This window comes from Leptospira johnsonii, from assembly GCF_003112675.1.
GTDB classification, from domain to species: domain Bacteria; phylum Spirochaetota; class Leptospiria; order Leptospirales; family Leptospiraceae; genus Leptospira_B; species Leptospira_B johnsonii.
Genome location: NZ_BFAY01000008.1, coordinates 186,475 through 210,841 on the forward strand (window position 1 = coordinate 186,475; position 24,367 = coordinate 210,841).

Annotated in this window: 26 protein-coding genes; 13 read left to right on the forward strand and 13 right to left on the reverse strand. The window is 41.9% G+C overall.

Features of this window, described 5'->3' with window-relative positions; translation table 11 throughout:
• The first annotated feature begins 21 nt into the window (after positions 1–21).
• The 6 genes from LPTSP_RS08350 to LPTSP_RS08375 all read left to right on the forward strand — a co-directional run bounded on the left by LPTSP_RS08350 (position 22) and on the right by LPTSP_RS08375 (position 4,941).
• A complete protein-coding gene (locus LPTSP_RS08350) occupies positions 22–333 on the forward strand; it encodes a hypothetical protein (RefSeq protein WP_108928358.1) in 312 nt (103 codons plus the stop codon).
• A complete protein-coding gene (locus LPTSP_RS08355; RefSeq protein ID WP_108928359.1) occupies positions 330–776 on the forward strand; it encodes an LIC_11090 family protein in 447 nt (148 codons plus the stop codon). The genes LPTSP_RS08350 and LPTSP_RS08355 overlap by 4 nt, the downstream gene beginning before the upstream one ends.
• A 138-nt stretch (positions 777–914) precedes the next feature.
• Positions 915–1,835 carry an MbnP family copper-binding protein gene (locus tag LPTSP_RS08360; RefSeq protein WP_108928360.1) on the forward strand — a complete coding sequence of 307 codons (921 nt, stop codon included), beginning with the start codon at positions 915–917 and terminating at the stop codon, positions 1,833–1,835.
• Positions 1,836–1,877: 42 nt separating this feature from the next.
• Positions 1,878–3,026 (forward strand): methanobactin export MATE transporter MbnM, encoded by a 1,149-nt coding sequence (locus tag LPTSP_RS08365; RefSeq protein WP_108928361.1) that lies wholly within the window; start codon positions 1,878–1,880, stop codon positions 3,024–3,026.
• Positions 3,023–3,910 (forward strand): hypothetical protein, encoded by an 888-nt coding sequence (locus LPTSP_RS08370; RefSeq protein ID WP_245915514.1) that lies wholly within the window; start codon positions 3,023–3,025, stop codon positions 3,908–3,910. The genes LPTSP_RS08365 and LPTSP_RS08370 overlap by 4 nt, the downstream gene beginning before the upstream one ends.
• Positions 3,901–4,941 carry an LIC11086 family outer membrane transporter gene (locus LPTSP_RS08375; RefSeq protein WP_108928362.1) on the forward strand — a complete coding sequence of 347 codons (1,041 nt, stop codon included), beginning with the start codon at positions 3,901–3,903 and terminating at the stop codon, positions 4,939–4,941. Before LPTSP_RS08370 ends, LPTSP_RS08375 begins: the two co-directional genes overlap by 10 nt.
• A 3-nt stretch (positions 4,942–4,944) precedes the next feature.
• On the opposite strand, the gene LPTSP_RS08380 is transcribed toward LPTSP_RS08375, so the two are convergent.
• A complete protein-coding gene (locus tag LPTSP_RS08380) occupies positions 4,945–5,229 on the reverse strand; it encodes an LIC_11321 family protein (protein ID WP_108928363.1) in 285 nt (94 codons plus the stop codon).
• Between the two features lie 141 nt (positions 5,230–5,370).
• On the opposite strand from LPTSP_RS08380, the gene LPTSP_RS08385 reads away from it, so the two are divergent.
• Entirely contained in the window at positions 5,371–6,369 is a 999-nt protein-coding gene (locus LPTSP_RS08385) for an LA_0442/LA_0875 N-terminal domain-containing protein (protein WP_108928364.1), read from the forward strand.
• Here the strand turns inward: LPTSP_RS08385 and LPTSP_RS08390 are convergent.
• The 3 genes from LPTSP_RS08390 to LPTSP_RS08400 all read right to left on the reverse strand — a co-directional run bounded on the left by LPTSP_RS08390 (position 6,366) and on the right by LPTSP_RS08400 (position 10,144).
• Positions 6,366–7,346 carry a cysteine synthase A gene (locus tag LPTSP_RS08390; protein WP_108928365.1) on the reverse strand — a complete coding sequence of 327 codons (981 nt, stop codon included), beginning with the start codon at positions 7,344–7,346 and terminating at the stop codon, positions 6,366–6,368. The genes LPTSP_RS08385 and LPTSP_RS08390 overlap by 4 nt on opposite strands.
• A gap of 144 nt (positions 7,347–7,490) precedes the next feature.
• The gene (locus LPTSP_RS08395; RefSeq protein ID WP_108928390.1) at positions 7,491–8,546 is read right to left on the reverse strand and encodes a class I fructose-bisphosphate aldolase; all 1,056 of its coding nucleotides are present in this window, start codon (positions 8,544–8,546) and stop codon (positions 7,491–7,493) included.
• 104 nt (positions 8,547–8,650) lie between these two features.
• Complete coding sequence (locus LPTSP_RS08400) at positions 8,651–10,144, reverse strand: ATP-binding response regulator (RefSeq protein WP_108928366.1); 1,494 nt, start codon at positions 10,142–10,144, stop codon at positions 8,651–8,653.
• A gap of 352 nt (positions 10,145–10,496) precedes the next feature.
• On the opposite strand from LPTSP_RS08400, the gene LPTSP_RS08405 reads away from it, so the two are divergent.
• From LPTSP_RS08405 to LPTSP_RS08410, 3 genes are all read left to right on the forward strand, one after another.
• Entirely contained in the window at positions 10,497–10,937 is a 441-nt protein-coding gene (locus tag LPTSP_RS08405; RefSeq protein WP_086449248.1) for a CBS domain-containing protein, read from the forward strand.
• A 250-nt stretch (positions 10,938–11,187) separates the two neighbouring features.
• Positions 11,188–11,364 (forward strand): hypothetical protein, encoded by a 177-nt coding sequence (locus LPTSP_RS19090; RefSeq protein WP_167396426.1) that lies wholly within the window; start codon positions 11,188–11,190, stop codon positions 11,362–11,364.
• Positions 11,361–11,876 (forward strand): LIC_12238 family plasminogen-binding lipoprotein, encoded by a 516-nt coding sequence (locus tag LPTSP_RS08410; protein WP_108928367.1) that lies wholly within the window; start codon positions 11,361–11,363, stop codon positions 11,874–11,876. The genes LPTSP_RS19090 and LPTSP_RS08410 overlap by 4 nt, the downstream gene beginning before the upstream one ends.
• Positions 11,877–11,920: 44 nt before the next feature.
• On the opposite strand, the gene LPTSP_RS08415 is transcribed toward LPTSP_RS08410, so the two are convergent.
• From LPTSP_RS08415 to LPTSP_RS08450, 8 genes are all read right to left on the reverse strand, one after another.
• Positions 11,921–13,861, reverse strand: coding sequence for a tetratricopeptide repeat protein (locus tag LPTSP_RS08415; RefSeq protein ID WP_108928368.1), 1,941 nt, complete (start codon positions 13,859–13,861; stop codon positions 11,921–11,923).
• Positions 13,858–14,322 (reverse strand): chemotaxis protein CheW, encoded by a 465-nt coding sequence (locus LPTSP_RS08420; protein ID WP_108928369.1) that lies wholly within the window; start codon positions 14,320–14,322, stop codon positions 13,858–13,860. The genes LPTSP_RS08415 and LPTSP_RS08420 overlap by 4 nt, the downstream gene beginning before the upstream one ends.
• 9 nt (positions 14,323–14,331) lie before the next feature.
• Positions 14,332–15,063, reverse strand: coding sequence for a hypothetical protein (locus LPTSP_RS08425; protein ID WP_108928370.1), 732 nt, complete (start codon positions 15,061–15,063; stop codon positions 14,332–14,334).
• Between the two features lie 280 nt (positions 15,064–15,343).
• Complete coding sequence (locus LPTSP_RS08430) at positions 15,344–16,405, reverse strand: mannose-1-phosphate guanylyltransferase (protein WP_108928371.1); 1,062 nt, start codon at positions 16,403–16,405, stop codon at positions 15,344–15,346.
• Complete coding sequence (locus LPTSP_RS08435) at positions 16,406–17,281, reverse strand: hypothetical protein (RefSeq protein WP_108928372.1); 876 nt, start codon at positions 17,279–17,281, stop codon at positions 16,406–16,408. It abuts the gene before it with no gap.
• Positions 17,282–17,533 carry an RNA chaperone Hfq gene (gene hfq, locus LPTSP_RS08440; RefSeq protein ID WP_008592014.1) on the reverse strand — a complete coding sequence of 84 codons (252 nt, stop codon included), beginning with the start codon at positions 17,531–17,533 and terminating at the stop codon, positions 17,282–17,284. It lies immediately after the preceding gene.
• A gap of 14 nt (positions 17,534–17,547) precedes the next feature.
• Positions 17,548–18,423, reverse strand: a complete 876-nt coding sequence (miaA, locus tag LPTSP_RS08445) for a tRNA (adenosine(37)-N6)-dimethylallyltransferase MiaA (protein WP_167396428.1) — start codon at positions 18,421–18,423, stop codon at positions 17,548–17,550.
• A 20-nt stretch (positions 18,424–18,443) separates the two neighbouring features.
• Positions 18,444–18,878, reverse strand: a complete 435-nt coding sequence (locus LPTSP_RS08450; protein WP_108928374.1) for an FYDLN acid domain-containing protein — start codon at positions 18,876–18,878, stop codon at positions 18,444–18,446.
• 114 nt (positions 18,879–18,992) lie between these two features.
• Here LPTSP_RS08450 and LPTSP_RS08455 point away from each other — a divergent pair, with 114 nt between their 5' ends.
• Positions 18,993–19,739 carry a pyridoxine 5'-phosphate synthase gene (locus LPTSP_RS08455; RefSeq protein ID WP_108928375.1) on the forward strand — a complete coding sequence of 249 codons (747 nt, stop codon included), beginning with the start codon at positions 18,993–18,995 and terminating at the stop codon, positions 19,737–19,739.
• A gap of 118 nt (positions 19,740–19,857) precedes the next feature.
• On the opposite strand, the gene LPTSP_RS08460 is transcribed toward LPTSP_RS08455, so the two are convergent.
• On the reverse strand, positions 19,858–20,928 hold the full coding sequence (locus LPTSP_RS08460) for a hypothetical protein (RefSeq protein WP_245915515.1): 1,071 nt from the start codon (positions 20,926–20,928) through the stop codon (positions 19,858–19,860).
• On the opposite strand from LPTSP_RS08460, the gene LPTSP_RS08465 reads away from it, so the two are divergent.
• Complete coding sequence (locus tag LPTSP_RS08465; RefSeq protein ID WP_108928377.1) at positions 20,870–22,690, forward strand: S41 family peptidase; 1,821 nt, start codon at positions 20,870–20,872, stop codon at positions 22,688–22,690. The two genes, LPTSP_RS08460 and LPTSP_RS08465, sit on opposite strands and share 59 nt — an antisense overlap.
• 39 nt (positions 22,691–22,729) lie before the next feature.
• Positions 22,730–24,346 carry an L-aspartate oxidase gene (gene nadB / locus LPTSP_RS08470; protein ID WP_108928378.1) on the forward strand — a complete coding sequence of 539 codons (1,617 nt, stop codon included), beginning with the start codon at positions 22,730–22,732 and terminating at the stop codon, positions 24,344–24,346.
• The last annotated feature ends 21 nt before the right edge of the window (positions 24,347–24,367 follow it).

Genomic DNA, 24,367 nt, shown 5'->3' on the forward strand with positions numbered 1-24,367 from the left:
TAGAAAATTTGGTCCAAGGCCATGACTTCTTCTGCAATCCAGTTTACAGAGACCCATGTATATGCGGAAAAAAAACGGTTCAGAGTCGTTTTTGTGCGGAACGTATGTTCTGTCGAAACCGAAGAAATCGGCCTGATCCTTCAAAAGATCCAAGAAATACAACCGGCCGTTGTGGAGCTGGATCTGGAAAATGTGGTCGCAATCCCTTCTCTAATCTTGAATCGGATCTTAAAACTTTTGGCTGAATTAAAATCCAAAGGAGTCCCAGTGGAAATTAAAACCAGTGAGGGACTCAAAACCGTTCTGAATCGGTTGAAAATCTCCCTGCAATGAAAGCCATTTCGATTATTCTGACCCAATGTTTCCTTTTCCAAAGTCTGGTTTTCGGAAGCGGTTGGTTCTGCGGAATGCTGGCTGGAGAGATCAAGCTTTGCCATTGTAATCACGGAAGCCAAAAAGAAAAACACTCTGATTCTGAAGACTCAAGATTCTCTTCTAAATTAGCTGATGCGGGAGAAGATCATTCTAATCAGAAGCCTTCTTCCCTGCCCGACTGCCATTCCGCTAAGTCTGGTGAGGCTCATAAATGCGCCTGTAAAAAAGCAAAAGACAAGGCTTCTTACTTGAGCGGAACCATCTGCACTCAATTTTTCACTTATTCCAAATTGGAAAACATTGCTCCTCAATCTTTGGGTTCCGAACTTTTAGGTCGGATCCAAGAAGATTCCGGGGTATTCATTTCCTTCGATCTGGAAAGACCACCTCGATTCTCCTAAACATTTTCTAAAACCTCGAACGAGGAAGCACAGGATAACTATATCCTCATGCTTATAGTCCGTCCCGGGCTTCAATAGCCTGGGACAAGCTATCATACGAAAAAAAGGAAAGCAAACAACTTTCCTTAGGAGAATATTATGAAATTATTATATAAATATATTGTCTTACTTTTATTATCCGTCTCTTTATTCAGATGCGACGGATCTTCCAATCAAAACCTGGCTCTTTTAGCCTTAGCAATTCAAAGTCCTCCTGGAATTGAATTCAAGGCAGTAGTAGGAGATAGTGACGCTAGCTGTGGAGGAGATATTTCCGGGCATGGAGATTCTCATTCCAGCTCGGTCACCATCCAACACGTAGCAGGAGTGATGCCCATAGGACTTAAGGATCTTAGGTTCTATGTTTCCGGATTCGAATTGGTAGACGAGAACGATACTATCATTACTTTAGATGTTCCTAATACAGGAGTTTGGCAGTATGGTGGAGTTGCACTTCTGGATTTCGAAAATGGAAAAGGAAGCTGTAGCGGAACTACTGAGACCAACAACTTTGTCCAAGCAACTGTCGAGAATAAAACCTATAAAACTCTTAGATTTACTTTAGGAGTTCCTGAAACGCTCAATCATATCGATTATAGTGTTGCACCTAGCCCTCTCAATGTCTCCGGACTGGCCTGGGGATGGACAATGGGTTATAGATTTTTCGTAGGAGAATTTTTGTCCAACGATCCCGCAACTGTAGGCAACGCGGCAGTTCTGCATATAGGTTCTGCCGGATGCACTGAACCTACTCCTGGAAATTATACCTGCACAAATTCAAACAGGGCCTTGATAGAACTCACCCCGGTAGATGGGTTCAATCCTTATACCCAAAAAGTGCAGTTCGATCTGAAAAAGGCGGTAACAGGCTGGGATATCAGCACCGGAAGCAAAAGTTGTCATTCCATGGGAGCTATGGATAGCAATTGTTCCGCCGTTTATCCCAATTTCGGCTTGGATTATTCAACTGGAAATGCCGGATCCACTGCTCAGACAGTTTTCGGAATCGTATCCAAGTGATGCAGAAGGTTTCGGTCCATACGGCCGAAGCCGGAGTATATTATGAATAAGACTATTATATTTTCATTAATCTCCTTTCTTCTTCTACAGTGTACACAATTGGGATTGGAGAAGGAAAAAACCTCCGGATCGGAAGGGATCCTTTTGCTCTTAGGAACCCCTTCCCCTGAAGGAACTCCTTATATCTGGGATCTTCCCACCGGATTTCCGAAACCAAAAGTCCCAAATGATAATCCTATCACAGTGGAGAAAGTTGAGCTGGGCAGATTTTTGTTCTACGACACTAGATTGTCCGAAAACGAAACCCAGTCTTGCGGGAGTTGCCATAAACAAGAGAACGCGTTTACCGACGGGCTCGCAGTTTCTGTGGGTTCCACAGGACAATCTCATCCAAGGAACGCACAACATCTTTCTAACATAGCTTATAATGTCAGACAAACTTGGGCAAATCCTCTTCTGAAAAAATTGGAAGACCAAGCCAGAGTCCCTATGTTTGGGGACAATCCGGTAGAGCTTGGAATGAAAGATAGAGAAGATCTTTTGCTGGAAAGATTGGAGAATGATCCGGATTACGTTTCTAAATTTAAGGCGGCATTTCCGAGCGACTCGAACCCTTTAAGTATATTAAACATTACAAAAGCTTTATCCAGTTTCCAAAGGACTTTTATCTCCGGAAATTCTGCATACGACAGATACCAAGCGGGAGATCTCTCCGCTCTAAGTGCTTCTGCGATACGAGGAAAGAACCTGTTCTTTGGAGAAAGAGGCGAATGTTTCCATTGTCATGGCGGTTTTAATTTTACGGATACGATCCTTCACCTAGGGACCGTTTTCGAAGAAGTTACCTTTCATAATAACGGATTGGATTCCTCCCGATTCGTAAGTCCGAACGGAGGACTGTATGAATTCACCTTCCAGGAATCGGATCGAGGGAAATTCAGAGCGCCTTCTCTACGTAACGTAGAACTAACCGCTCCTTATATGCATGATGGTTCTATTCCGGATCTATTGTCAGTGATCAATCATTACACAAACGGCGGAACCGGAGACGGAACTACAAATCCGAACCGAGATGTTTTTGTAAGGAGTTTTTCCTTAAGCGAATCCGAAAAACAGGATCTGGTAGAATTCCTGAAAAGTCTGACCGACACGGAATTTACTACCAACCCTAAATTTGAGGATCCATTTTGAAATTTTATAAATATATGATGAAGAATAAAATAAAATTCGAATATATCTTTCTATTCCTAATGTCTTTCCAGGCATGCGCTCAGGGAACTTTGGGAAATTCTACGGAAGAAAGATCCACGGAACTCCAGGCACTGTTCCGCATCATGGATGAAAGAAGAGCCATTATTTCTCCCTGGCTGTATTACTCGGACGACCAAGGAGATTCCGATATTGGCTCCTTCACATTGAGCGGAAGTTCTTCCTACCAGATCCAACTCACCCAAAATGAAGTTGTCTTGGAAAGTATTTCCATGCTATTCAAGGCTCCTGAAAGTTCCATTTTGGTTTCCTCTTCTTCTGCGAGTTCAAAATACCATGTATTCCATTCCGGTGGTTCGGAAACCCCTACAACCGGAACCGGTTCCTATTCTAAAAAATATGGGATCAAAGGAAGTTTTTCTCCGGGAGATATTTCTAACTCCGATTTTAATTCCTTAACAGGACCTGTAAAAAGACAGAATCTTTCCCCATTTCCTCCTGTCCCTTACGGGACCTTGGAACATATTTACGGAGAATTTTCGGACCTTCTTCTTACATTCCAAATATTTAATGGATCAACCACCAAGACGGTCCATGTAGAATTAAGGGAGGCTGAATTCCAAATAGAAGCTTCCTGCGAATTGGAAATTCCTTATAAAAAGAATGTTCCATTCTCTATAGGATTTAGGACGGACGGCTTACTCTCCCAGAGAGCAGGATCTTCTTTTTCTATCTTGGACGGGATCTTTGCGCTCTCCGGTTCAGAGATCACAATCAACGATTTTCAAAACACGAACCTTTACTCAGAAATTCTGGAGAACCTGGATACAAGCGGTCAGGTCCTGGTATTATATTCATGTTTCTAATATTACAAAAAAATTTACTTCTTACTCTCATCCGACTTCTGGCCTTTTTCTTTTTTCTTTTTTTAGGCGGAGAAATTTTCGCTCACCATGCTGGAGAAGGACAGAATATGATCTCTTCTACCCGATTCGTGGATCCTTTTACTGGAAAAAGGGAAAAACCTTCCGATTATTTTTTGATCACCCAGGATTTTCAAAAGGGTACAATCGATAATTCCAACCTTCACACTACAACAGTCTTCGGTGAATTCAATTTTGCAGGTGGAAAATTTGCCGCAAACTTCAGTGCTCCTTGGACCTACTATGAGCAGAAGGACAGAAGTGATGCTTCCCGTTACGGAAAGGCATTCGTAGGAGCTAAATGGAATCCGTTGATCGATACTGGATGGCCATTCTTCATTATTTTAGAAGGTAGGCTCGGTTTTCCCTCCGGCGGAGATACGGATAAATTTGCAGGCGGGGATTATTATTCTGGGATCGCAAATCTCACTTTAGGAGCTACTTGGAAACAGTTCTTATTTGTACTAAGAGGTTCTGGCATTTTTCCTCTTTCAAAGGATCATGCAAATTTAGATACTCAGTCTGGCCTTCCTTATTGGGCACAAACTGCTTCCACAACAACTACACAAAACACTGAAGAGCACCCTGAGATCCAGAAGATCACACAATGGTTTGCATATGTTACTTATTTCTGGACAAAGGACTTAAGCGTTTTCGGAGGACTTTTATACAGGACTCCTTATGTGAACGTGATCGGTGGAGGAAGTCTTTTAGAAGAAGATTCCGAAATCCAGAAAAAATTCCCAAAAGCATTCAAGGAAGCTAGTTTAGGTTTTAATTATACTCTTACCAAGGGCACTTATCTTACGATTGCGGGTCGACTTCCGTTGATCCGAGATCCTGAGATCCGTCTTTACGATTATGCAATCACAACTTCTGTTTCTTTTGAAATTCCGGAATGGAGAGATTCTTCCAAAAAGTCGGAGAAGGAAGCTGAGGAGTTTGAATCGGAAGAAGACTTGGAGAAGAAATAGTATTTAATCCCAAAGAGACTGAAAACATAACGCTGAATTTTTTTCGAAACTTTGGAAGCCTGGCTTGGCCACACATTCTTCTTCAGTGGAGGGAAAATAGTCGAACCCTCCTCCCTCGTATTTGATCCGGCAACAACCTTGTATCTTAGAAGGTTTTTCTTTTTTAGGGGAAGCCTCTTGGTTCTTAGTGTCCTTGGGAGGTTCCGGAGAAACTCCGAAAACGGAAGTCGCGATCCAACAGAAACAACTAAAGGCAACAACCAAGATCCGAGTTCGGAAATTTATCATACCTATTTTATCTCCAGAATTACTTTCCAAGGCAAGGAAAAATCCTCAATTCAAAAATCGAGGTTACGTTTTTACGTTGACTCGGCGGCCTTACGAAGGTGACAAAGAGAGAAAAGTTCAAAAGACCGAATAGGAATTCGAATGAAAAATCTCCGCTCAATTCTACCAGTACGAAAGTCCTTAACAGCTTCCGTTATATTCCTTACGATCGCTTTCAACCAAGTTTCGGCGGAAACGATCCTTTTAAAAAACGGTGAAAAAACCTATGGAACTGTAATCGATCAATCTACAGATACAGTTACGATCCTAAAAGAAACCAAGAGACAAATCTTGGCCAAGTCCCAGATCTTAAAGATCATCTTCAAAGATATCAAGGACGAAGCGGAACTTGCGAAATTATTCGACGCTGAAAAAAAGAAACTGAACAAAGACGGCAAAAAACCGGAAAAAGAAGAGCAATTGGACACCATTCTTCTGGAACAAATGATCAAAGAGAATAGTTATAAGGCGGTCCAAAAACGTCTGGCTTTGATCGAGAAATACATAGACGAACAAGATTCTAGTTGGGAAGAATATATTTCCGCCAATAGAAATCCTTGGGAACCTGTTTGGAAATCCGCTATCCTCCCTGGATGGGGACTTTCCGCAATGAAACATGATAACTATGCGAGAGCTTATCAAATAGCGATCGGTCTTTCTTTCATTGTTGCAATCGGCGGAAGCCAAGCTGCGACAGAACAACATAACAAAGCGGAAAATCGACTGAGTAAAATTTTATTCGAAGATCCAGTTACTTACGCACAAATCCAAGGTTCTGGTATTACAGGCGCTTCTGTTCTCGTGACTAAATTACAATCGGATAGTATTTCAGAGTATAATTCCTTCAAGAGTAAGGAGAACCAATACGAGACCTATAGCAGAACAGGACTCTATTTTGGTGTGGGTTTGTATCTGATCCAGTTGGCCCAAAGTTATTTCTTAGGGCAAAAATGGGCCACTCATAATATCATCCAAACTCCTTCCGGAGAAGCAGTGAAAGAAGGCTTCAATTTTAAAAGTAATTATATGCCGATCGCTGCAGGCAGCGCGAGCAATCTTTGGGAATACCGCACCGACCTGAGGTATGTAAGCACTTTCTAAACTTCCGGAATAGAATATCCTTTCGATTTCAACCAGTCCTGGTCGTATAACCTGGACTGGTATCTTGCTCCGCTATCCGCGAGAATAGTGACGATGGTATGTCCTGGTCCTAATTCTTTTGCAAGTTTTACCGCAGCACCCACGTTGATCCCGCTTGAACCGCCTACAAACAATCCGTCTTTACGAAGAAGTGTATAAATAAACTCCAAACATTCCTCGTCTGTAACTCGGATCGCATCGTCAAAAGGAGCATCTTTCATATTCTCTGTGATCCTTCCGTTACCGATCCCTTCTGTGAAAGAATTTCCTTCGGAGGAAAGTTCTCCCTTCTTTACAAAATTATAAATTGCAGATCCATAAGGTTCCGCCGCGATCGTTTTGATCTTTGGATTTTTTTCCTTTAAGAACATTGCAGTCCCGCTAAATGTTCCTCCAGTTCCGAGAGATGCAAGCCATGCGTCTACTTTTCCATCAGTCTGTCTCCAGATCTCAGGACCTGTGGTATGATAATGCGCCAAACGGTTTGCTACATTGTCGAACTGATTTGCCCAGATTGCGTTCGGAGTTTCTTCTGCAATTCGAGCGGAAACTTTTACGTAGTTTCCCGGATCCTTATAAGGAACTGCTGGAACCGTTCTGACTTCGGCCCCAAGAGTCTTAAGTAGATCTATTTTTTCTTTGGATTGAGTATCAGGAATTACGATCAGACATTTGTATCCTTTCGCATTGCATATATGTACTAGTCCGATCCCTGTATTTCCTGCGGTGCCTTCGACCACAGTACCACCCGGTTTTAAGAGTCCCTTCTTCTCCGCTTCTTCAATAATGAATAATGCAGCCCTATCCTTTACGGAACCTCCCGGATTTAAAAATTCCGCTTTTCCTAAAATTTCACAACCAGTTTGGTCCGAATAATAATTCAAACGGATCAGAGGAGTGTTCCCTATCGCGTCCGCAAAACCTTTTTTGATCTCCATAAGAGCCTCTTTATTATACTATTTTAATATATACCAATAAAAAAAGGAAAGCAAATCCACTTTTCATGGACCCGCTTTCCCCCTCGAATTTTTCCGATTTTGTTTTTTGTTACGGAAAAATGATCTATGCTTTCAAACAGATCGTTAAGCGATCGTTACATCCTTGGATAGATATACGTCTTGGATCGCGTTTAACAATGCAACTCCGTCTTTCATAGGCTTTTGGAATGCCTTTCTTCCGGAGATAAGTCCCATTCCACCCGCTCTTTTGTTGATAACTGCTGCTTTTACAGCGTCACCTAAGTCGTTGGAACCGGAAGGTCCACCGGAGTTGATCAAACCGATCTTACCCATATAACAGTTTGCTACTTGGTATCTTGCCATATCGATCGGATGCTCGGAAGAAAGATCGGTATACATCTTATCGTCTTTTTTACCGAATTTCAGATCTCTGAATCCACCCAGGTTGGTTTCAGGTAATTTTTGTTTTACGATATCCGCTTGGATGGTAGCAGCCAAATGGTTTGCTTGTCCAGTAAGGTCAGTAGCGATATGATAATCAGCTTTATCGTTTTTGAAATTATCGTTTCTGAGATAAGCCCAAAGAATGGTAACTAATCCAAGTTCATGAGCTCTGTGGAAAGCTTCTGAGATCTCTTGGATCTGTCTGGAACTTTCGTCGGAACCGAAGTAGATAGTAGCTCCTACAGCAGCAGCTCCCATATCAAATGCCTGCTCTACGTTTGCAAAGAGGATCTGGTCGAATTTGTTCGGATAGCTTAGAAGTTCGTTATGATTGATCTTTACTACAAAAGGAATTTTGTGAGCGTATTGACGGGACACCAGTCCTAAAACTCCAAGAGTAGAAGCAACTGCGTTACATCCGCCTTCGATCGCGAGTTTTACGATATTTTCAGGATCGAAATAAGCAGGGTTTTTAGCGAAAGAAGCACCCGCGCTATGCTCGATCCCTTGGTCCACAGGAAGAATGGAAAGATATCCTGTTCCGGCAAGACGTCCAGTATTGTAGATGGACTGGAAATTTTTAAGAACAGAATTGTTTCTGTCGGTCTTAGCAAAAATTTCGTCAATGTAATTCGGACCAGGGATGGTCAGGGTTTCCTTGGGGATGGTTTTAGAGACATGATTTAAGAGAGAATCCGCTTCCGCACCTAATGCGCTCTTGATTTTATCTAACATTCCAGTTATACCTATTGGTTTTATCGATCTGGTGACTAGTTTTGGGGCGAAGCCCAAAATTTCCATCGATTTTCGGCGAGAAATCCCAAGGTCAAGTGAGGTCTTTATTTTATCTGCACAGGGAGCCGGATATGGAAATCAGTTCCCGAGCTGGATTTTTGGACATCCAGTTTTCCATGATTGGATTGAATAATCCCATAACAAACGGAAAGCCCCATCCCTATCCTGGAGTCATCGGATTGAATCCGTTCAAAAGGTTGGAAAGCATTCTCCGGATCGAGCTCTCCGTTCAAGGTTCCGGAAAGTCGGAGAACCAGATATGTGCCTAAATCGGTTTTAGTATCTTCTAACCCTGCGTTAAAATGGATCGTGCTACCTTTCAGATCGGAACCCACTCCATCTGCATAAAAATACAAAAGATAATATAATACTTCTTTAATCTGATTTTGCTTTAAGAATACATCCGGCAAATTATCAGGAATGTTTTTGGAAATCTCCAGATTTTTGGATTTTAATAATTCTGAGATAATCCCTTCCACCCCGGCCAAAATATCATCCAGTTTGCACCAAGTAGGTTCTTCGTTGTCGGAACGGGAGAATAAGATCAGATTTCGGATAATCCCAGAGATCCTTTCTCCTTGTTCTATGATCACTCTGGCATAATTTCGAATATCAGTAGGAAGATCCTTTTTGTTCCGGATGATATTTCCATAGTTGATCACACCCATGAGAGGATTATTGATCTCATGAGCAATCCCGGCGGCCAATTTCTGGATAGACTCTAATCTTTTTTCGGACTGGATAACCTTCTCCATTTCCGAGATCCTTTTTTCGGATACGGATAGAAGGTCCAATTCGGAGAATGTTACAATACTCCCTACGATCCGATTCGCCTCGTCCCTGATAGGAGAAACCCGAAAACCCACTCGGATCTTTCGATCATCCTTTCTGACAAGGACTGCAGGAATATATCTGAGATTATGGCCTAAATTATCAGGATGTTCTCCTGAACCGATCTGAGTTTGGATAAAAGAAAGAACCACATCTCCCGGTTTTCCAAGCGCCTCTTCCAAGTTCCAGCCTGTCAGTTCTTCTGCTGAATGATTTAGAAATATAATATTTCCTTCTCCGTCCAGAGAAACTGCACCTTCGGAAATACTTTGGATCACATTCTTAAATTCTTTGCCACTTTCTTTGACAATACCCAAACGTTTTTGTTGGCGAAGTGCGATCTCTATCGAAGACTTGAGCTGATGATTTTGAAATGGCTTTGTGATATACGCGTAAGTAGAAGCTGCATCCATTGCTCTCATGAATGTGGAGTCGTCCGTATATGCGGTCATAAAAACGATAGGGACGTCTTTGATCCTTTGGATATGTTGCGCAGTTTGTATCCCATCCATATCTCCTTCGATAGAGATATCCATGAGAACTAGATCCGGATCTGTTTCTTTAAAAATAGATTGGGCGTCTAGACCGTTTGCGGCAACTCCCGCAACCTTATAACCTAAATTTTGGAGAGTCTTTTGAAGGTTGAAAGATAGAAGCCACTCGTCTTCGACGATTAGAATATTCGGTTGTTCTGAAGAAGAACTCATGTTCGATAATAACATATTCCTGAGGTGGTAAAAACTGCGGCTCTTTGAGTTATGCTCCCACGTTAGGAGTGAATTGGGAAATCCTTTTTTAGGAATCTAATTGTTTCCGCAAAATTTTCAAAACTTCTACTTTGATCTATTTTAGCATTTTAATATCGGGGAATAAATCACCGAATTCTCCAAATTTATAGACAGTCCCATTTTACTGTTTTTTTCCCAATTTTAGTCTTCATTTTTCCGCTCATTCGACCAAAAAGACCCAAAAGCTTGTCATAGTTCCGACCTCTTTTTTACAAAAAAAGTCCTTGAATCGAAGCTCCCTCAAAACTACACTTTGGGCCTAGAGGTAGCCATGCTGGTAAAAGATATCTTGGAAAAAAAGGACCGAAAGATCCTCTCGGTGGAGCCCAGTACCACCGTTTGGGAAGCGATCCGATTTATGACCAAGTATGATATAGGTTCCGTGATCGTGCTTAAAGAAGGGAAACTCGCCGGTATATTTACAGAAAGAGATTTACTTCATTTCGCCTCCACAGATCGGGAAGCAGTATTCGATAAAACAGTGGCGGATCTAATGTCCACCACACTGACTACTATGCAACCGAACGACCAAGTGGATGAAGTTCTTTCTATTATGCTAAAAAAAAGGATCCGGCACATGCCAATTCTGGATGGAAACAGATTGGTGGGAATCGTCTCGATTGGAGACGCTGTAAAAGCCAAAATCGCGAAAACGGAAGAAGAGAATAAAAACCTAAAAAACTATATATATAGCGAATCTGGATTTATCTGATCCCATTTATTCCTTCTGCATTCGGGAGTCTCCCGATCACTGAACCTTTTAGAAACATTTAGAAAAATGCCCCGCCTGGACTATATCCAGGGGGCAAGTGGCTCACATTCGGGCATTCCCGTTAATTCCTAAAAGGTAATACCATTACCCAAACCCGCAACTCCGTTTTTTGGAAATCGGGTTGCCGGAATCACTTTTCCGGTAAGTATAGACTAAAGGTAACGGTCTAAAACCGAACCTTGAATCAGAGATGAAACTCCTTTTAATCATATTATTCGCATATTTAACCTATCGTTTTTTGCAAAGACTCATGTTTCCTCAAAAGAATGAAGGTTCCGGTTTCAGAGTGATATTTCCCGACAGAGAATATTCTCCCAAAGAAAAAGACATTTCCGATAAGGGAAGAGTGGTAGAAAAAGGAGAATGATCCAAGGAATGAATATCCGGTTTTCCTATTTTATATTTTTATTATACTCTTTCTTCTTTGTTTCTTGTTTGGGAATGAGCGGAGAATTCGGCTGGGCATTGGTAGATGAGACCAGACAGACCTTATTGGAGAAAAAATTCACTACCGTTCAGGAATTCACTCTTACCAGGGAAAAGCTGATCTTCCCCACGAACAAAACGCTCGTATATCTCTACAAATTTTCCAGAGTACCTAACCCGGAAGCCGAGATTTATGTGAGTCTGAGCAGATTCCAAGTCGGCTTTAATGAGATAGAAGTAAGACGTAAAAGACCTGAACTTTCGAGTTCCAGTATTACCGGAAGTTTCCAAGAATTGATTGCAGGCAAATATCTGATCAAGGTCTCCTATGAGGGAGAAGTAATCGATCAAGTGGAATTCAGAGTAATAGAACCTGAAGCAAGAGAAGAAGAAAAAGAATCCGGTGTGGACGATGTGGAAAAATACACTAAGGCCAAGAAGACGTTAAATTAGAATATATTTGAAAGTACGCGTGTAGGAACTCCTACATATCGTTTCTAATATGTATCCCCGGAAAGTGGATCCCTTGGATAAGGATCTCTTTGCATTCCATCTTCTAAAATTTTATTGATCCGTTCTATATTTTTCAAGGCCAGATTGATCTCAGTTTGATTCCCTACTTTCAGGATCTCTTCGTTCATTCTTTTGGACTCTCCGTAGTTCTTTTCGAACTCATACAACACGGATAATCTTTGCATTGCTCTCGGCCCCGGGGAAGCATCCAACTTGGTTCGGATAATATCCATTTTTTCTTTGGATTCTTCCATCTCCAAACTTTTAAGTCTGTATTGTGCCATGTCCTGGTCGTTTGTTCTTTCCAAGAGACCTTTTTTGATCTGGAGTAATTCCTTTTTTCCTTGGGAATATTTCTCTTCTTCTAATCTTAAATTTTCCCGGAGGCGATCGTATGCCTGGATGGATTTAACTAGTTCCTCCTTTTCTTTAGGAGGTTTTTTCTCGTATCTATATAGTTTAGAGATCCCTAAATAAGCAAGGACCTCCATTCGTATTCTTTCTTGAGCTTCCGGAAAAGATAGATCTGAAGCGGTTGCCTTTTCCTGTTCTCGGATCTGCAACCAATCTTCGTAATATTTTCTTCCGGATTCTAAATTGCCCAGTTTGCTCTCGAAAAAATTTCCCAGTTCAAACGCATAGATCCCTTTTTTCTTAGGATCCGGTTCTGAAAGATAATATTTTTCGTAAAACTCCGCAGCCAGAACATATTGTTTCAGTTCCGTATGCAAAGAAGCGATCGCGCGATAAACGTAGGCGATCTCTGCAGGAGTTTTATTTTCTTTTAATGCAAGAGCCAAATATTTTAAGAAGAAGTCTAGAGACTTGGATTTTTTACCTGAGGCCTTTAACTCTTCCGCCAATGCTAAAACTACCGGGGAATATTCAGGATCTAAACGAAACGCCAATTCTAGTAGCGCAGCATATGCAAAGAAGTCCGTATTTCTTTTATAATCGAATAGAACAAAAATCCCCTGCCCGCTCACAGAGGTTTTATTGACTACTTTTAGTCTTTCCTTGTTCTCATTCTCCGATTCTTTTACGAACTTCGCCAAAGCAAAAACCGTATCTGCGTCTTCTCTGGACTTTCTTTTAAAAAATGGATAATAATTATTCTCGAACGAATCTTTATAGGCGCCGGCCGCTCTTTTGAGGGAATCGTCCGCATTCTTTACATCTTGTTTTGCAAGACTGATATCGTTTGCCGTGACTTTGCGAGCATTACTAGGCGGATTAGATTCGAAGATCAGGTCCTTCTCTCTTGCGGAAGAAGCCTCTAAAAGATGTACCTTATCCTTCGCTTTTTCCAGATCTGAATTCGCTTTTTCTAATTCTTTTTTGACCTTTGCATGTTGTTTGGCCCTTTCCACTTCGCTTGTATCATACAATTCTCTCAATCTTTCTTCTTTCGAGAATGATTCTTCTGTATGCGAAAAGTCCCTGTATCTGAGCGCAGACAATGCTTCTTCCAATGCTTTGAAGTTTTGCTTCTTCTTGGAATATTCCTGGCTGAGCAACCAATGTAGTTCGAATAGGATGGGAGAATCGCGAAGCTGTTGTCCCCCAGTGATCTTATTCATCATTTTTAAGATCAATAAACGTAAAGTATTACGATCCGTCTTTTCGGTGAAGATACGACCTAGTCTTCTTTCTTCTTCCGTTCTTTTTGGATCCACGAACTGAGCGTAGTATGGATCTAAAACCTGACGGATAGATGTGATCGGATCGGAAGCTGTTTCGGAAGAATTAAGTAAGTTCTCCTTTAATGTACGGAGACTCGCAGGAAGAATTACTTCATGAGGAAGTTTATATATACCTGCAGGATCTAGTCTTTGGTCCTGCTCATCCGCCTCGGTTCGGACGCTTACTCCCAACCCAAATAAGATCAGGAGTATCGCGCCCAGTATCAGGCGGGTTTGTTTCATTTCGCCCCGGCACCCAACTCCGCTAATTCTTCAGATCCTAGGATTTTTTCGATATCGATCAGGATGATAAACCGATCGTCTTTTTTACCGACACCCGTGATATAACGGGAAGAAATTCCTTTGATAGAAGGAGGAGGAGGATTGATCGTTTCCGGAGGAAAGAGCGCTACGTTAGCTACCTTGTCTACTATGATGCCGACGGATTCGCCGCTTATCTTTACCACGATGGCACGATCATAACCTTGTTCGTGGGAATGGGGAATATTGAGTTTCACACCCAGATCCACCATCTTCACTACCTTGCCTCGGATATCCATGATACCTGCAAAATAGTTTTTGGATCTCGGAACCTTAACCAGGTTATGGATCTTGATAATCTCATCTACAAGAACGATTGGAAGAGCGTATTCTTCCTCTCCCAAGCTAAATAGAATGTACTGGTGTTCGATTTCGGCGGACATTCCCCCTCCTTAGAAACGGGTGAATCCGTAGTAATAAAAATACGATCCGGAACCCAGAAAGATTACAACTTTCGAGAAAAGCGGATCGCGTTTCCTCAGTATCCAGTCCAATCCGCCAAAAAGCAAACCGAAAACGGCAAGTGAAAATCCGAGCAAATAAAAATCCATGTAAGCATACCAGATTCCCAGCGCAGATGCCAAACCTAAGGAATAGTCTTGTAGATCTCCCCAGAGCCTTCTCTTGATCCTGGTCCATAAGGGCTCTTTTTTCTCCCTTTGGAAAAACTTTTTCCAGGACCTAGGGTTTCGATCGATCCCGAAAATATGATCGTACTTGGTAGAAATTTCCCAAGGTTTAGGGGTCCTTCTCTCCGGCCCCCCCAATGGTTCAGGAGAAACTCCGTATGCCCCACCCAAAATCTGTAGAGCATCCTTGTCCGGAAGAGAAGATAATAAGTCTCTAAAAGGTGCGAATCTGGAATAAAGAGGATAAGATCTACCTGTGGTAAGGTCGGTCTCTTTTAGGATGGAACCGTCCCGGATGGTGGATACATAAATGCGGCCATTCTCTCCGGCGACTTCCAAAGTGAGCCTGATCTTGCGATCATGAAAATGAAAGTCGGCTTGGAGAATATCTCCATCCGGAGTTTTAGCTTGGTAGGATTTTGTATATCCTTTGGCTGGAGGAAACTCAGGTTTCCACCAACGTCTTAAAAGAGAATAATCCTGAAAGGAGGCCATACAGCAACATGATCGGCCATTTTCGGATTTTGCTTTAGGCTTTGATAGTTGCTAATTCCGAGTCGGGAGAGTTCCCGATGGAGGAGGGAGGCGAAAAAGACCGGGTCTTCGATTCGATTTCCCGGTCTTTTAGATATCAAAAAATATCTTATTTGCCTTTCTTCTTATGACGATTCTGTCTTCTCTTTTTCTTCCTCTTGTGAGTCGCGATCTTTCTTCGCTTTCTTTTTTTACCGGAAGGCATTCGGTTCTCCTGTTAGGTTCCTAACCTGCCAGGAAATTATTCGGTGTACTTTTGTAAACCTTTATTTTTACGGATCTCGGCGACCATATTTTTGATATCACCTATTCCTTCTTTAGAAGCTATAAAGAGAACGTCTTCCTCTTCCACTACGACGATATCCTGAACTCCGAGTAGTGCAGTGAATTCTTTTCTAGTCTGAGTGACGTTGTTTCCGGATTTATAAAATAGAATTTCTTTACCGATATGACGATTGCCTTGCTTGTCTCCAGGCAATACTCTTTCCAAGGAAAGCCAAGAGCCCACATCGTCCCAAGAAAAACTTGCTTCTACCATTCTGATACGTGCACTCTTTTCCATGATGGCTATATCCACCGGTTCGGAGGGAAGAAGCTTGAATGCTTCTCCTAGATCTCCCATTTTCTTGAATGGAAATCTATTCTTAAGAGGTTTTAGTATTTCAGGAGAATGGTTTTCGAATTCTTCCAGGATCAGACTTGTTTTCCAAAGAAATATACCTGGATTCCAATAGAAGTTCGGTTTCTTAATATACTTGATCGCAGTTTTTACGTCCGGCTTTTCGAAGAATGACTTCACTTCGAATCCGTGTTTGGTCGGTTTTCCGGAAGCGATATAACCGTAACCCACTTCTGGACGATTCGGTTTGATCCCTAATAATACAAGATGTCCGTCCGTCTCTTTTAGAGCCTTTTGGATACTCTTAGCAAATTCTTTTTCAGAGTTCACCCATGCATCGGCAGAAAGTACAACCTGAACAGGGTCCCCGAACTTCTCTTTGAAGTATAAAGAAGCAAGAGCTATGATCGGTGCTGTGTTTTTTCCTTCCGGTTCTATGATAAAATTATTCTCAGGAAAACTTCTCTCCTGGGCAAGGATCGCTTTTTTTAAAGTAGCGTTTGTTCCTATAAAGACTCTATCAGGACTTGTAATCGTGTATGCCCGATTCAAGGTCTCTTTTAGAAGTGTATTTTTTGAATATACTTTCTGGAGTTGTTTAGGAGTGGAAACCCTGGATCTAGGCCAGAATCTTTCTCCTTTTCCTCCCGCCATGATCAGTACTACGGGTTTGTCTTGTGTCATTTATTCCACCTCTTTGGGTTTGGGGGCAGACTTTTTCTTACTCAAAGATTTAGGATCTCCAAAAACTGTATCGGAAGGAAGAAGTAGAACGTCCACATTCTCCCCGATATTATCGTAAAGTAGGAACTCTTTCATATCCGGATTCTTCTTTAGAAAATCCTTATATTGCTCCCATTTTTTTTTGGAAATTGCAAGTTTTGCTTCTTCTTGTATGGAGTAAGATTCCGCCTTTTTTAAGGCTTCTATTCTTTCTAACTTTTTAGCCAAAATATAGTTAGGATTACGGAATATATTCGCGATGAGTATCGGATCCGGAATATCCAGACTGATAATGCGAACCGATTCTATCTTAAGCCAAGGAACTTCGTTAGAGAGAATTCTAACGATATCGTTTCTCAGGAAAGCGGAGATAGAATCTTTGTTTAAATTGATATTTTTCTCATCCTCTATCCCAGCTCTAAGTTTGGACTGGAAGATATTGGAGAGATATTTCGCTCTGCCTTGCTCTGTTTTTCCTCCGGAAAGGAAAAACTTTTTAGATCCTTCTTCTTCGAGATGAAAGGAAAGATCCAGTTTAGCTCTGATCTTACCTTCTTCAGATCTTTCGGAGAATAATCCGGAAGAAAGATCGTGATGGATATCCAACTCCAAAGCCAATGAGTTTAAGGATTCTTTACGTACGGACTTCTCCCAGAACTGGATCACTGCCGGTTCATAGGCAAAGCCCGGGCCACGAACAAAGGAAACTAACTTGGAATCCTGTTCCCAGACAAGCAGAGCTTCTCCTTCTTTTATAAAAAAAAGCGGATAGGATACCAGTAGGATCCCCGCTAATATAAATAAAATGAAAAGTGCCCGGCCTATCTTTCGGAACATTTAGGCGGAAGGAGCTTCTTTAGCGGCTTCTTCTGTATAAAGTTTGATTACTTTAGAAGGAATGATCGTCGAGATCGCGTGTTTATACACCAAACTCTGCTTATTTTCCTGCTCAAGGACTATAGTAAAATTATCAAAACTTACCACTTTACCTTTTAAAGGTACTCCGTTTAAAAGATAGATGGTCAATTCCAGTTTTTCTTTTCTAGCCGTATTGAGCAGTTGGTCCTGTATATTATTTTTAGCAGACATAGATTTTTATCCGTTTATATTTTTTTTATCTTTTCGTACGCTTCTTTCGGATGGATCGGTTCCAGTATCTTTTGCTTTCGGAACCAAGTAATCTGACGTTTGGCGTAGTTCCTATGGGACTGGCTTAAATTCCCAAAGAATGTCTCAAGGTTGGACGTTCCTTTAATATTTTCAAGCGCGAAATTATAACCTAAGGACTGAAGACCGGGACAATCTTCACCGTATTTATCTGAGACCCTTTTCGCTTCTTCTGCCATTCCGGATTCTATCATTTTTTTGGCCCTGGAATCGATCCTTTCGTACAATTCTTTTCGATCCAGATCCAAGAAGAAGGCCCCAAGTATATTCAAATTTTTGGAAATTAGGGCGCCGCTCCCCTCCTCCACTTTCAGTTCGGACCAGAGAGTTCCCATCCAATTTACTTCCAAGGCTCTTCCATATCTGTAGTTATCGTTTGGAAAGATTTTTTGGAGAGCCTTGGGGTCCAGTTTTTGGAGTTCTTGGATCCTATCTTCCATACTCAAGGATTCCACTTTCAATTTTACTTCTTCGCTGATTTTCGGGACTGGAAACATTCCGAATAAAAAAGCATTCAAATAGAACCCAGTACCTGCGGTTAAAACTGGGATTTTACCTCTGGAAAGTATATCATCCAGGGCTTCTTCTGCCTTTGTTACAAATTTTGCTGCATCTATGGATTCGGCGGGAGAAAGAAATGATACCAGATGGTGGGTGATTTTTTCACAGTCTTCTTGGCTGGGAGCTGCGGTCCCGATGCTTAACTCTTTGTAGATCTGTCTGGAATCGAAGGAAATAATTTCAAAACGAGAAGGATCCAGTTCTCTCACCAGAGCCGTTTTGCCGGCCCCAGTGGGAGCTGTGAGGATCAGAATGGAATCGGAAGGGGGAATTATTCCTCCTCCTCTTCCTCGTCTTCTTCCTCTTCAAGAGGTTCTTCCACAATACCTTCTTCTTCTTCGAAACCTACTTCGGCATCGTAGTCTAAGTTTTCTTCTGGAAACTCTTCTTCTTCCACTCTAGGACGGACCCTGGATTTGGAAGGAGGACGTTTACTTTGATCAGCTCCGCATTTAGGGCAGATTTTTACTTCTTTGTTTAGATCGTAGAACCTAGTTCCACAAGTATGACAGGTGAATTTTTTGCCCAGAGGATTGAGAGAAGAAGATTTAGAAGTAGAAGATTTTTTAATCCCAGTAGGTTTGCTCGCGCTAACCACTTCCTTCTTTTTCGCCGGAGGAGTTTTTTTCTTCGGGGCGCTCTTTTTCACCGGAGTTTTCGACTTCGGTGCAGCTTTTTTCTTAGCCGTTTTCTTAGCTGTTGCCATCGGAATTGACCATGCTGGAAGACACTTATTCCGATTCAAGCAGAAAAAGCACTCAGAAATCTAGTTTCCGCTAACTTGTACTTTTTAAGAATGGGATTCCGAATACGAGGGTTTATGGTCCATCTGAGCGTAAATGTAAACAAAATAGCTACTTTGAGAAACTCCAGAGGGGGAAACCATCCGGATCTGATCTATTTATCTAAATTGATCTTAGAAGCAGGCGCTCACGGAATCACGGTCCACCCAAGAGAAGACGAAAGGCATATCAAAAAGCAGGATGTATTCGATCTGAGGGAGTTCCTTATGCTCTACAATCGGGATAAAAAAAAGAAGATAGAATACAATATGGAAGGAGAACCTTCCCCTAGGTTTTTAGATCTTGTTCTGGAAGCAAACCCAGACCAAGCTACGTTAGTCCCAGTTACTCCGGGAGAGATCACATCGGACCATGGTTTCGACCTGAAAAAGGATTTATCTGAACTAAAATCTTATATCCAAAAGATCCAAAATGCAGGGATCCGTGTTTCTATCTTCATGGAAACGGATTTAGAGAATCTTAAATTAGTAAAAGATACCGGAGCAGACCGAGTAGAGTTTTATACAGGCCCTTATGCACATGCATTCGATCATTCTCCTGAAGAAGCTAAAGTCGTTTTCGAATCTTTTAGAAAGGCTGCGGAGTTCCTACAAACCCAAAAAATAGGGATCAATGCAGGGCATGACCTGGATCATTTCAATCTTCCCCTATTCTCCCGTCTCCCAGGCTTGGAAGAAGTATCCATCGGCCACAGACTCATGTCTTACGCGTTAGAGGTCGGTCTAGAAACTTCGGTAAAAGAGTATTTAAAGGCACTAAGTTAAAAGAGACGCAGAGATTTTTTCACACAGAGGCACAAAGTCACGGAGGGGTAATTTGGGAAATAGTAAGCCAAAAAAACTCAGTGTCTCTGTGACTCTGTGTGAGACCACCCTGTGGCTCTTACTTTCTTTGTGTCTCTATATCAGAAAGTTCTTTTGCAAGCTCTTTGAAAGAAGAATAATTCGAATCTTCAGAAAGTAATAAAAAGGCCGCCTTTTTTAAATTTGCGGAAAGTAGATAGGCCTCAGAGTTTGTTTTGGCCAGTTCTTCCAGATTCGACTTAAAACTTAAAAGATGTTTTTTGGCCGAAACCTGATCTTTCGTGGAAACCGCTTTCTTGAGTTCTTTCCAGGATTGAGTGGCCTTATTCCCGGAAACTAGATCTTTGGAGTTCCTACCGAATTCACCACTTAAGTCCCAGACTTTTCTGTAAGGATGGCTCTTTTCCAGAAATTTATAATATTCGGAAGAAGGTTTAAAATTGTTCGGCTTTGCTTTTGCGATCAATTCCTTGTCCAATCCACATTCTGCAAAGACACCTTTGGTTAAGGATTCTTTCGAAATAGACTGAATTTCTATAAGTTTGGAAACGGATCCGGAAGCTTCCGCAATATTCCCTTTTTTGCATGCGGAAATTGCAGTTTTATATAAAACTTCTTCCTCGTCTGCGAGCACTGACCTTTCCGATTCCCATTTTAAAGAAGAAGAGAATGCAAGCTCTTGGTAAAGAGGATCGTTCGGATCTGAATTTTTAGCTCGGACTGCATATTCCCAAGCGGATTGAGTTTCTCCTAAAGAATCATATAAAATGGATAAATTATAACAAGCGAGTCCCCTATCTTTTCTCAGGGATCTACAGGAAGATTTTAATAAATCTAAAGAAGATTTTCTTTCTTCTTCCGTTCCGTAAAAATCTAGGATTGCCTGCTCTTGTATGAGTTCCGATCCGAATCTTCCGCCACCAGGAACGGACACCGAAGTGCAGTAAAAAGTTCCCGCAAAACAGAAAAAACCTAGGAACCAGAACTTTTCCAAAGCCTTATAGAATAAGAGTTTTCGGGGGAATAGATTGACAATGCTTGTTCCAGGTGGAAAATGATCGAAAATCAACCTTGCAAAAAGAGGACCCGATTTGAAAAGCTTGAGATCCTTATCTTTATCCTTTCTCTCCGTTATCTTATGTACGAGCATCTTCTTCTGCCAACCTTCTTCCGGAAATTCCAAGACCACGGCAGATTTCACTCTCAAAGATTTTGACAGCGTAGTCAAGACCGTTGAGGGAAACTATATAGATAAAAATATAGATAAAAACCGCGCCTACAAGGACGCAGCCGTTTTTGCACTTCTATCTTTGCCTCATGGTCTCTATTTGTATCCGGAAAGTTATTTTACGGACCGAGAAAAATACGAAGAAGCGGATGATATTTTTCCGGGCAAATCTTTCAAACTTTCTCCTGAGGACAAATTTGTCCTATTCGATCCGGATTATAAGGAAGTGGAGAAGATCCGGGATAAAAAACTGAAAGAAGAGGCCAATAAGCCTAAACTTTCCAACGACGAAGTCCTCAAACTTGTAGAAAGGGAGAAGGTCCGCAAAAAAGTGCTCACCGCTAAGTGGGAACAGACCAATTTTTCCAAAAAAGACTTCGATCGAATACTCGCATATCTCGAAAAAAATCTACAAAACTACATGACTCCTCCGCTCAAAGATCCGTTCGGAGAAGAAGACTCTAAAGAAAAAGAACCTTTCAGCATCAAGGATGTATATCTAGCTGCAGCGAACGGCTATCTTTCTTCTTTAGATCCTCATAGCCAAGTATTCTTAAAAGCTGCCTGGGAAGAATCCATGGCAAAGATCGAAGACGGAAGTTTCGAAGGAATTGGAGCGATCTTAAGCGGCGGCGGTAACAAAGAAGTTGTAGTAGAAAATCCTTTGGAAGGAAGACCTGCAGTCACCGCAGGAGTTCGCGCAGGAGATGTGATCCTGGCAGTCGATGGTAAGTCCACTAAAGGGATGTTACTCGACAAAGTGGTAGAAAGGATCAAAGGAAAAAAAGGATCCAAAGTAGTTCTGACCATTCGCAGAAAAGGAGTGGCAGGAACTCTAAGTATCGAAGTGATCCGCGATACGATCGAGATCCGAAATATCACGAGCAAGTTGATAGACAATCATCCTTATATTGGATACATTAAGTTGACCGGTTTCGTAAAATCCGATCCTTCCGTTGATAAAGAATTCGTACAACATTTCAAAGAATTAGAAAAACAATCCACTGCCAAGGGAACCAAACTGAAGGCATTGGTATTAGATCTTAGAAATAACCCTGGAGGTTATTTGGATCTTGCTATCGATCTTGCGGATATGTTTGTAACTAACGGACTCATTGTTTCCGTAAAAAGTCCGAACAGAAGCCCTGAAGATTCTAATGCAGGTAAAAAAGATCTGACTGATCTACCTGTTGCAGTTCTAATCAATGCAAAATCCGCTTCTGCTTCTGAGATCGTAGCTTCTGCATTAAAACATCATGGTCGCGGTTTAATCCTAGGAGAAAGATCTTTTGGAAAAGCAACCGTTCAAAAACTGCAGGAGTTAAGAGGCAACGGCGCGTATTATATCAAACTTACTCAGTCCAGATACTACGCACCTTCCGGGAATACGATCCAAGTAGTGGGAGTTAAACCTGACGTCGAAGTTTCATCCGAAGAAGACGGCAGTTTCCCATTCCATTATCGCGAAGAGAATATGTGGAATCACCTTCCTGAATTACCTTCTTCTGCTGAGGAAAAAGGCCATTTCGATGTGAAAAAACTGGAAGGCTGGGTAAAAACAAACGGGCAAGCGGAGAAGTTCATCCATGAACATAAGAACGATCCGATCAAGCCTGACTTCCAATTGATCCGTTCTATAGATTACGTAGAAGCACTTCTAAACACAGGCGCAAAACGTAAATGATCTAAACTCTCGGCGGCGTAAGCCGTCGAATCTGTACAAATGCCAAGAATAAAAACCGATTTTCTGGTCATAGGGAGCGGCATTACCGGTCTTTTCCAGGCTTTAAAACTTTCTAATGTAGGCGAGACCGTGATCGTGACCAAGAAGTCGGATTACGAGTCTAGTACCAATTATGCCCAAGGCGGGATCGCCTCCGTTTTCTCTCAGGGAGATAAATTCGCGGATCATGTAAAAGACACCTTGGAATCCGGGGCAGGACTCTGCGATCCGGAAGCAGTTCGGGTTTTAGTAGAAGAAGGTCCTCCTCTAGTCAAAGAACTTTTAGAATATGGAGTTCCATTCAACCTGAATAAAGAGGGAGAATTCGATCTGCATAGAGAAGGTGGACACGGAACAAATCGTATCGTCCACGCTCATGACAGGACCGGACACGAGATCGAAAAAACGCTCCTACAGATCGTAAAACAAAACCCAAACATTAGAATATTAGAATACCATACTGTTGTAGATCTGATCACTCCCCACCATCTAAAAAAGAAAGGTTTGATCTGTTTCGGGGCTTACGTTCTTTCCAATCATACCGGAGAAGTGATCCCAATCCTTGCGAAAAAGACCATCATAGCAAGCGGCGGATCCGGACAGGTATATTCTCATACTACTAATCCTAAGATCGCCACGGGTGATGGAGTTGCTTGCGCTTATCGCGCAGGAGCAGAGATCCGGAATATGGAATTTTACCAGTTCCATCCCACTTCTCTATACCATGAAAAAGGTGATTCATTTCTGATCTCCGAGGCTGTTCGAGGAAAAGGTGCGGTATTACTCAGCATGGACGGGGAACCGTTTATGAAAAAATACCATCCAATGGCGGACCTTGCGACAAGAGATATAGTCGCAAGAGCCATAGACGCAGAAATGAAGAAGTCGGGAGATCCTCATGTTTGGTTGGATATCTCTCATAGACCTGCGTCAGAGATCAAAGAATCTTTTCCTTCTATTTATGCGAAATGTTTAGAGTTAGGTATTGATATCACTACAGATCCAATCCCGGTTGTACCCGCCGCCCACTTTATGTGTGGAGGGATCGCAACCGACCTTTGGGGAAAAACTAGGATAGAGAACTTATTCGCAGCGGGAGAAGCGTCCTGCACAGGAGTTCACGGTGGAAACCGTCTCGCATCCAATAGTCTATTGGAATGTCTAGTCTTCTCCAATCGTATAGCGGAAGAGATCCGTAAAAATCCACCCAACTTTCTACCGGAACATGAACAGATCCCTGCTTGGGACAAAGAGGGCCTGGTCAATACGGAAGAATGGGTATTGATCTCCCACGACCTTTCGGAGATCAAAAACACAATGTCCAATTATGTGGGAATTGTTCGTTCCAATCTACGTTTAGAAAGAGCGAAAAGAAGAATGGATCTGATCTATGCGGAAGTCAGGGACTATTACAACAGAACAATAGTTACGAATCCTTTATTAGAACTTCGTAATTTGGTTTTGGTGGCCGAATTGATTATCCGTTCTGCACTTGCCAGACACGAAAGTAGAGGCCTACATTACTCTACGGATTATCCTGAGAACAGATCCCCATCCAGACATGATACAATTCTGATCAATGACCTGGTCCATGGGGACCTGCAAGCGCCTCTTTAATTATCTCACACAGCGAACGAA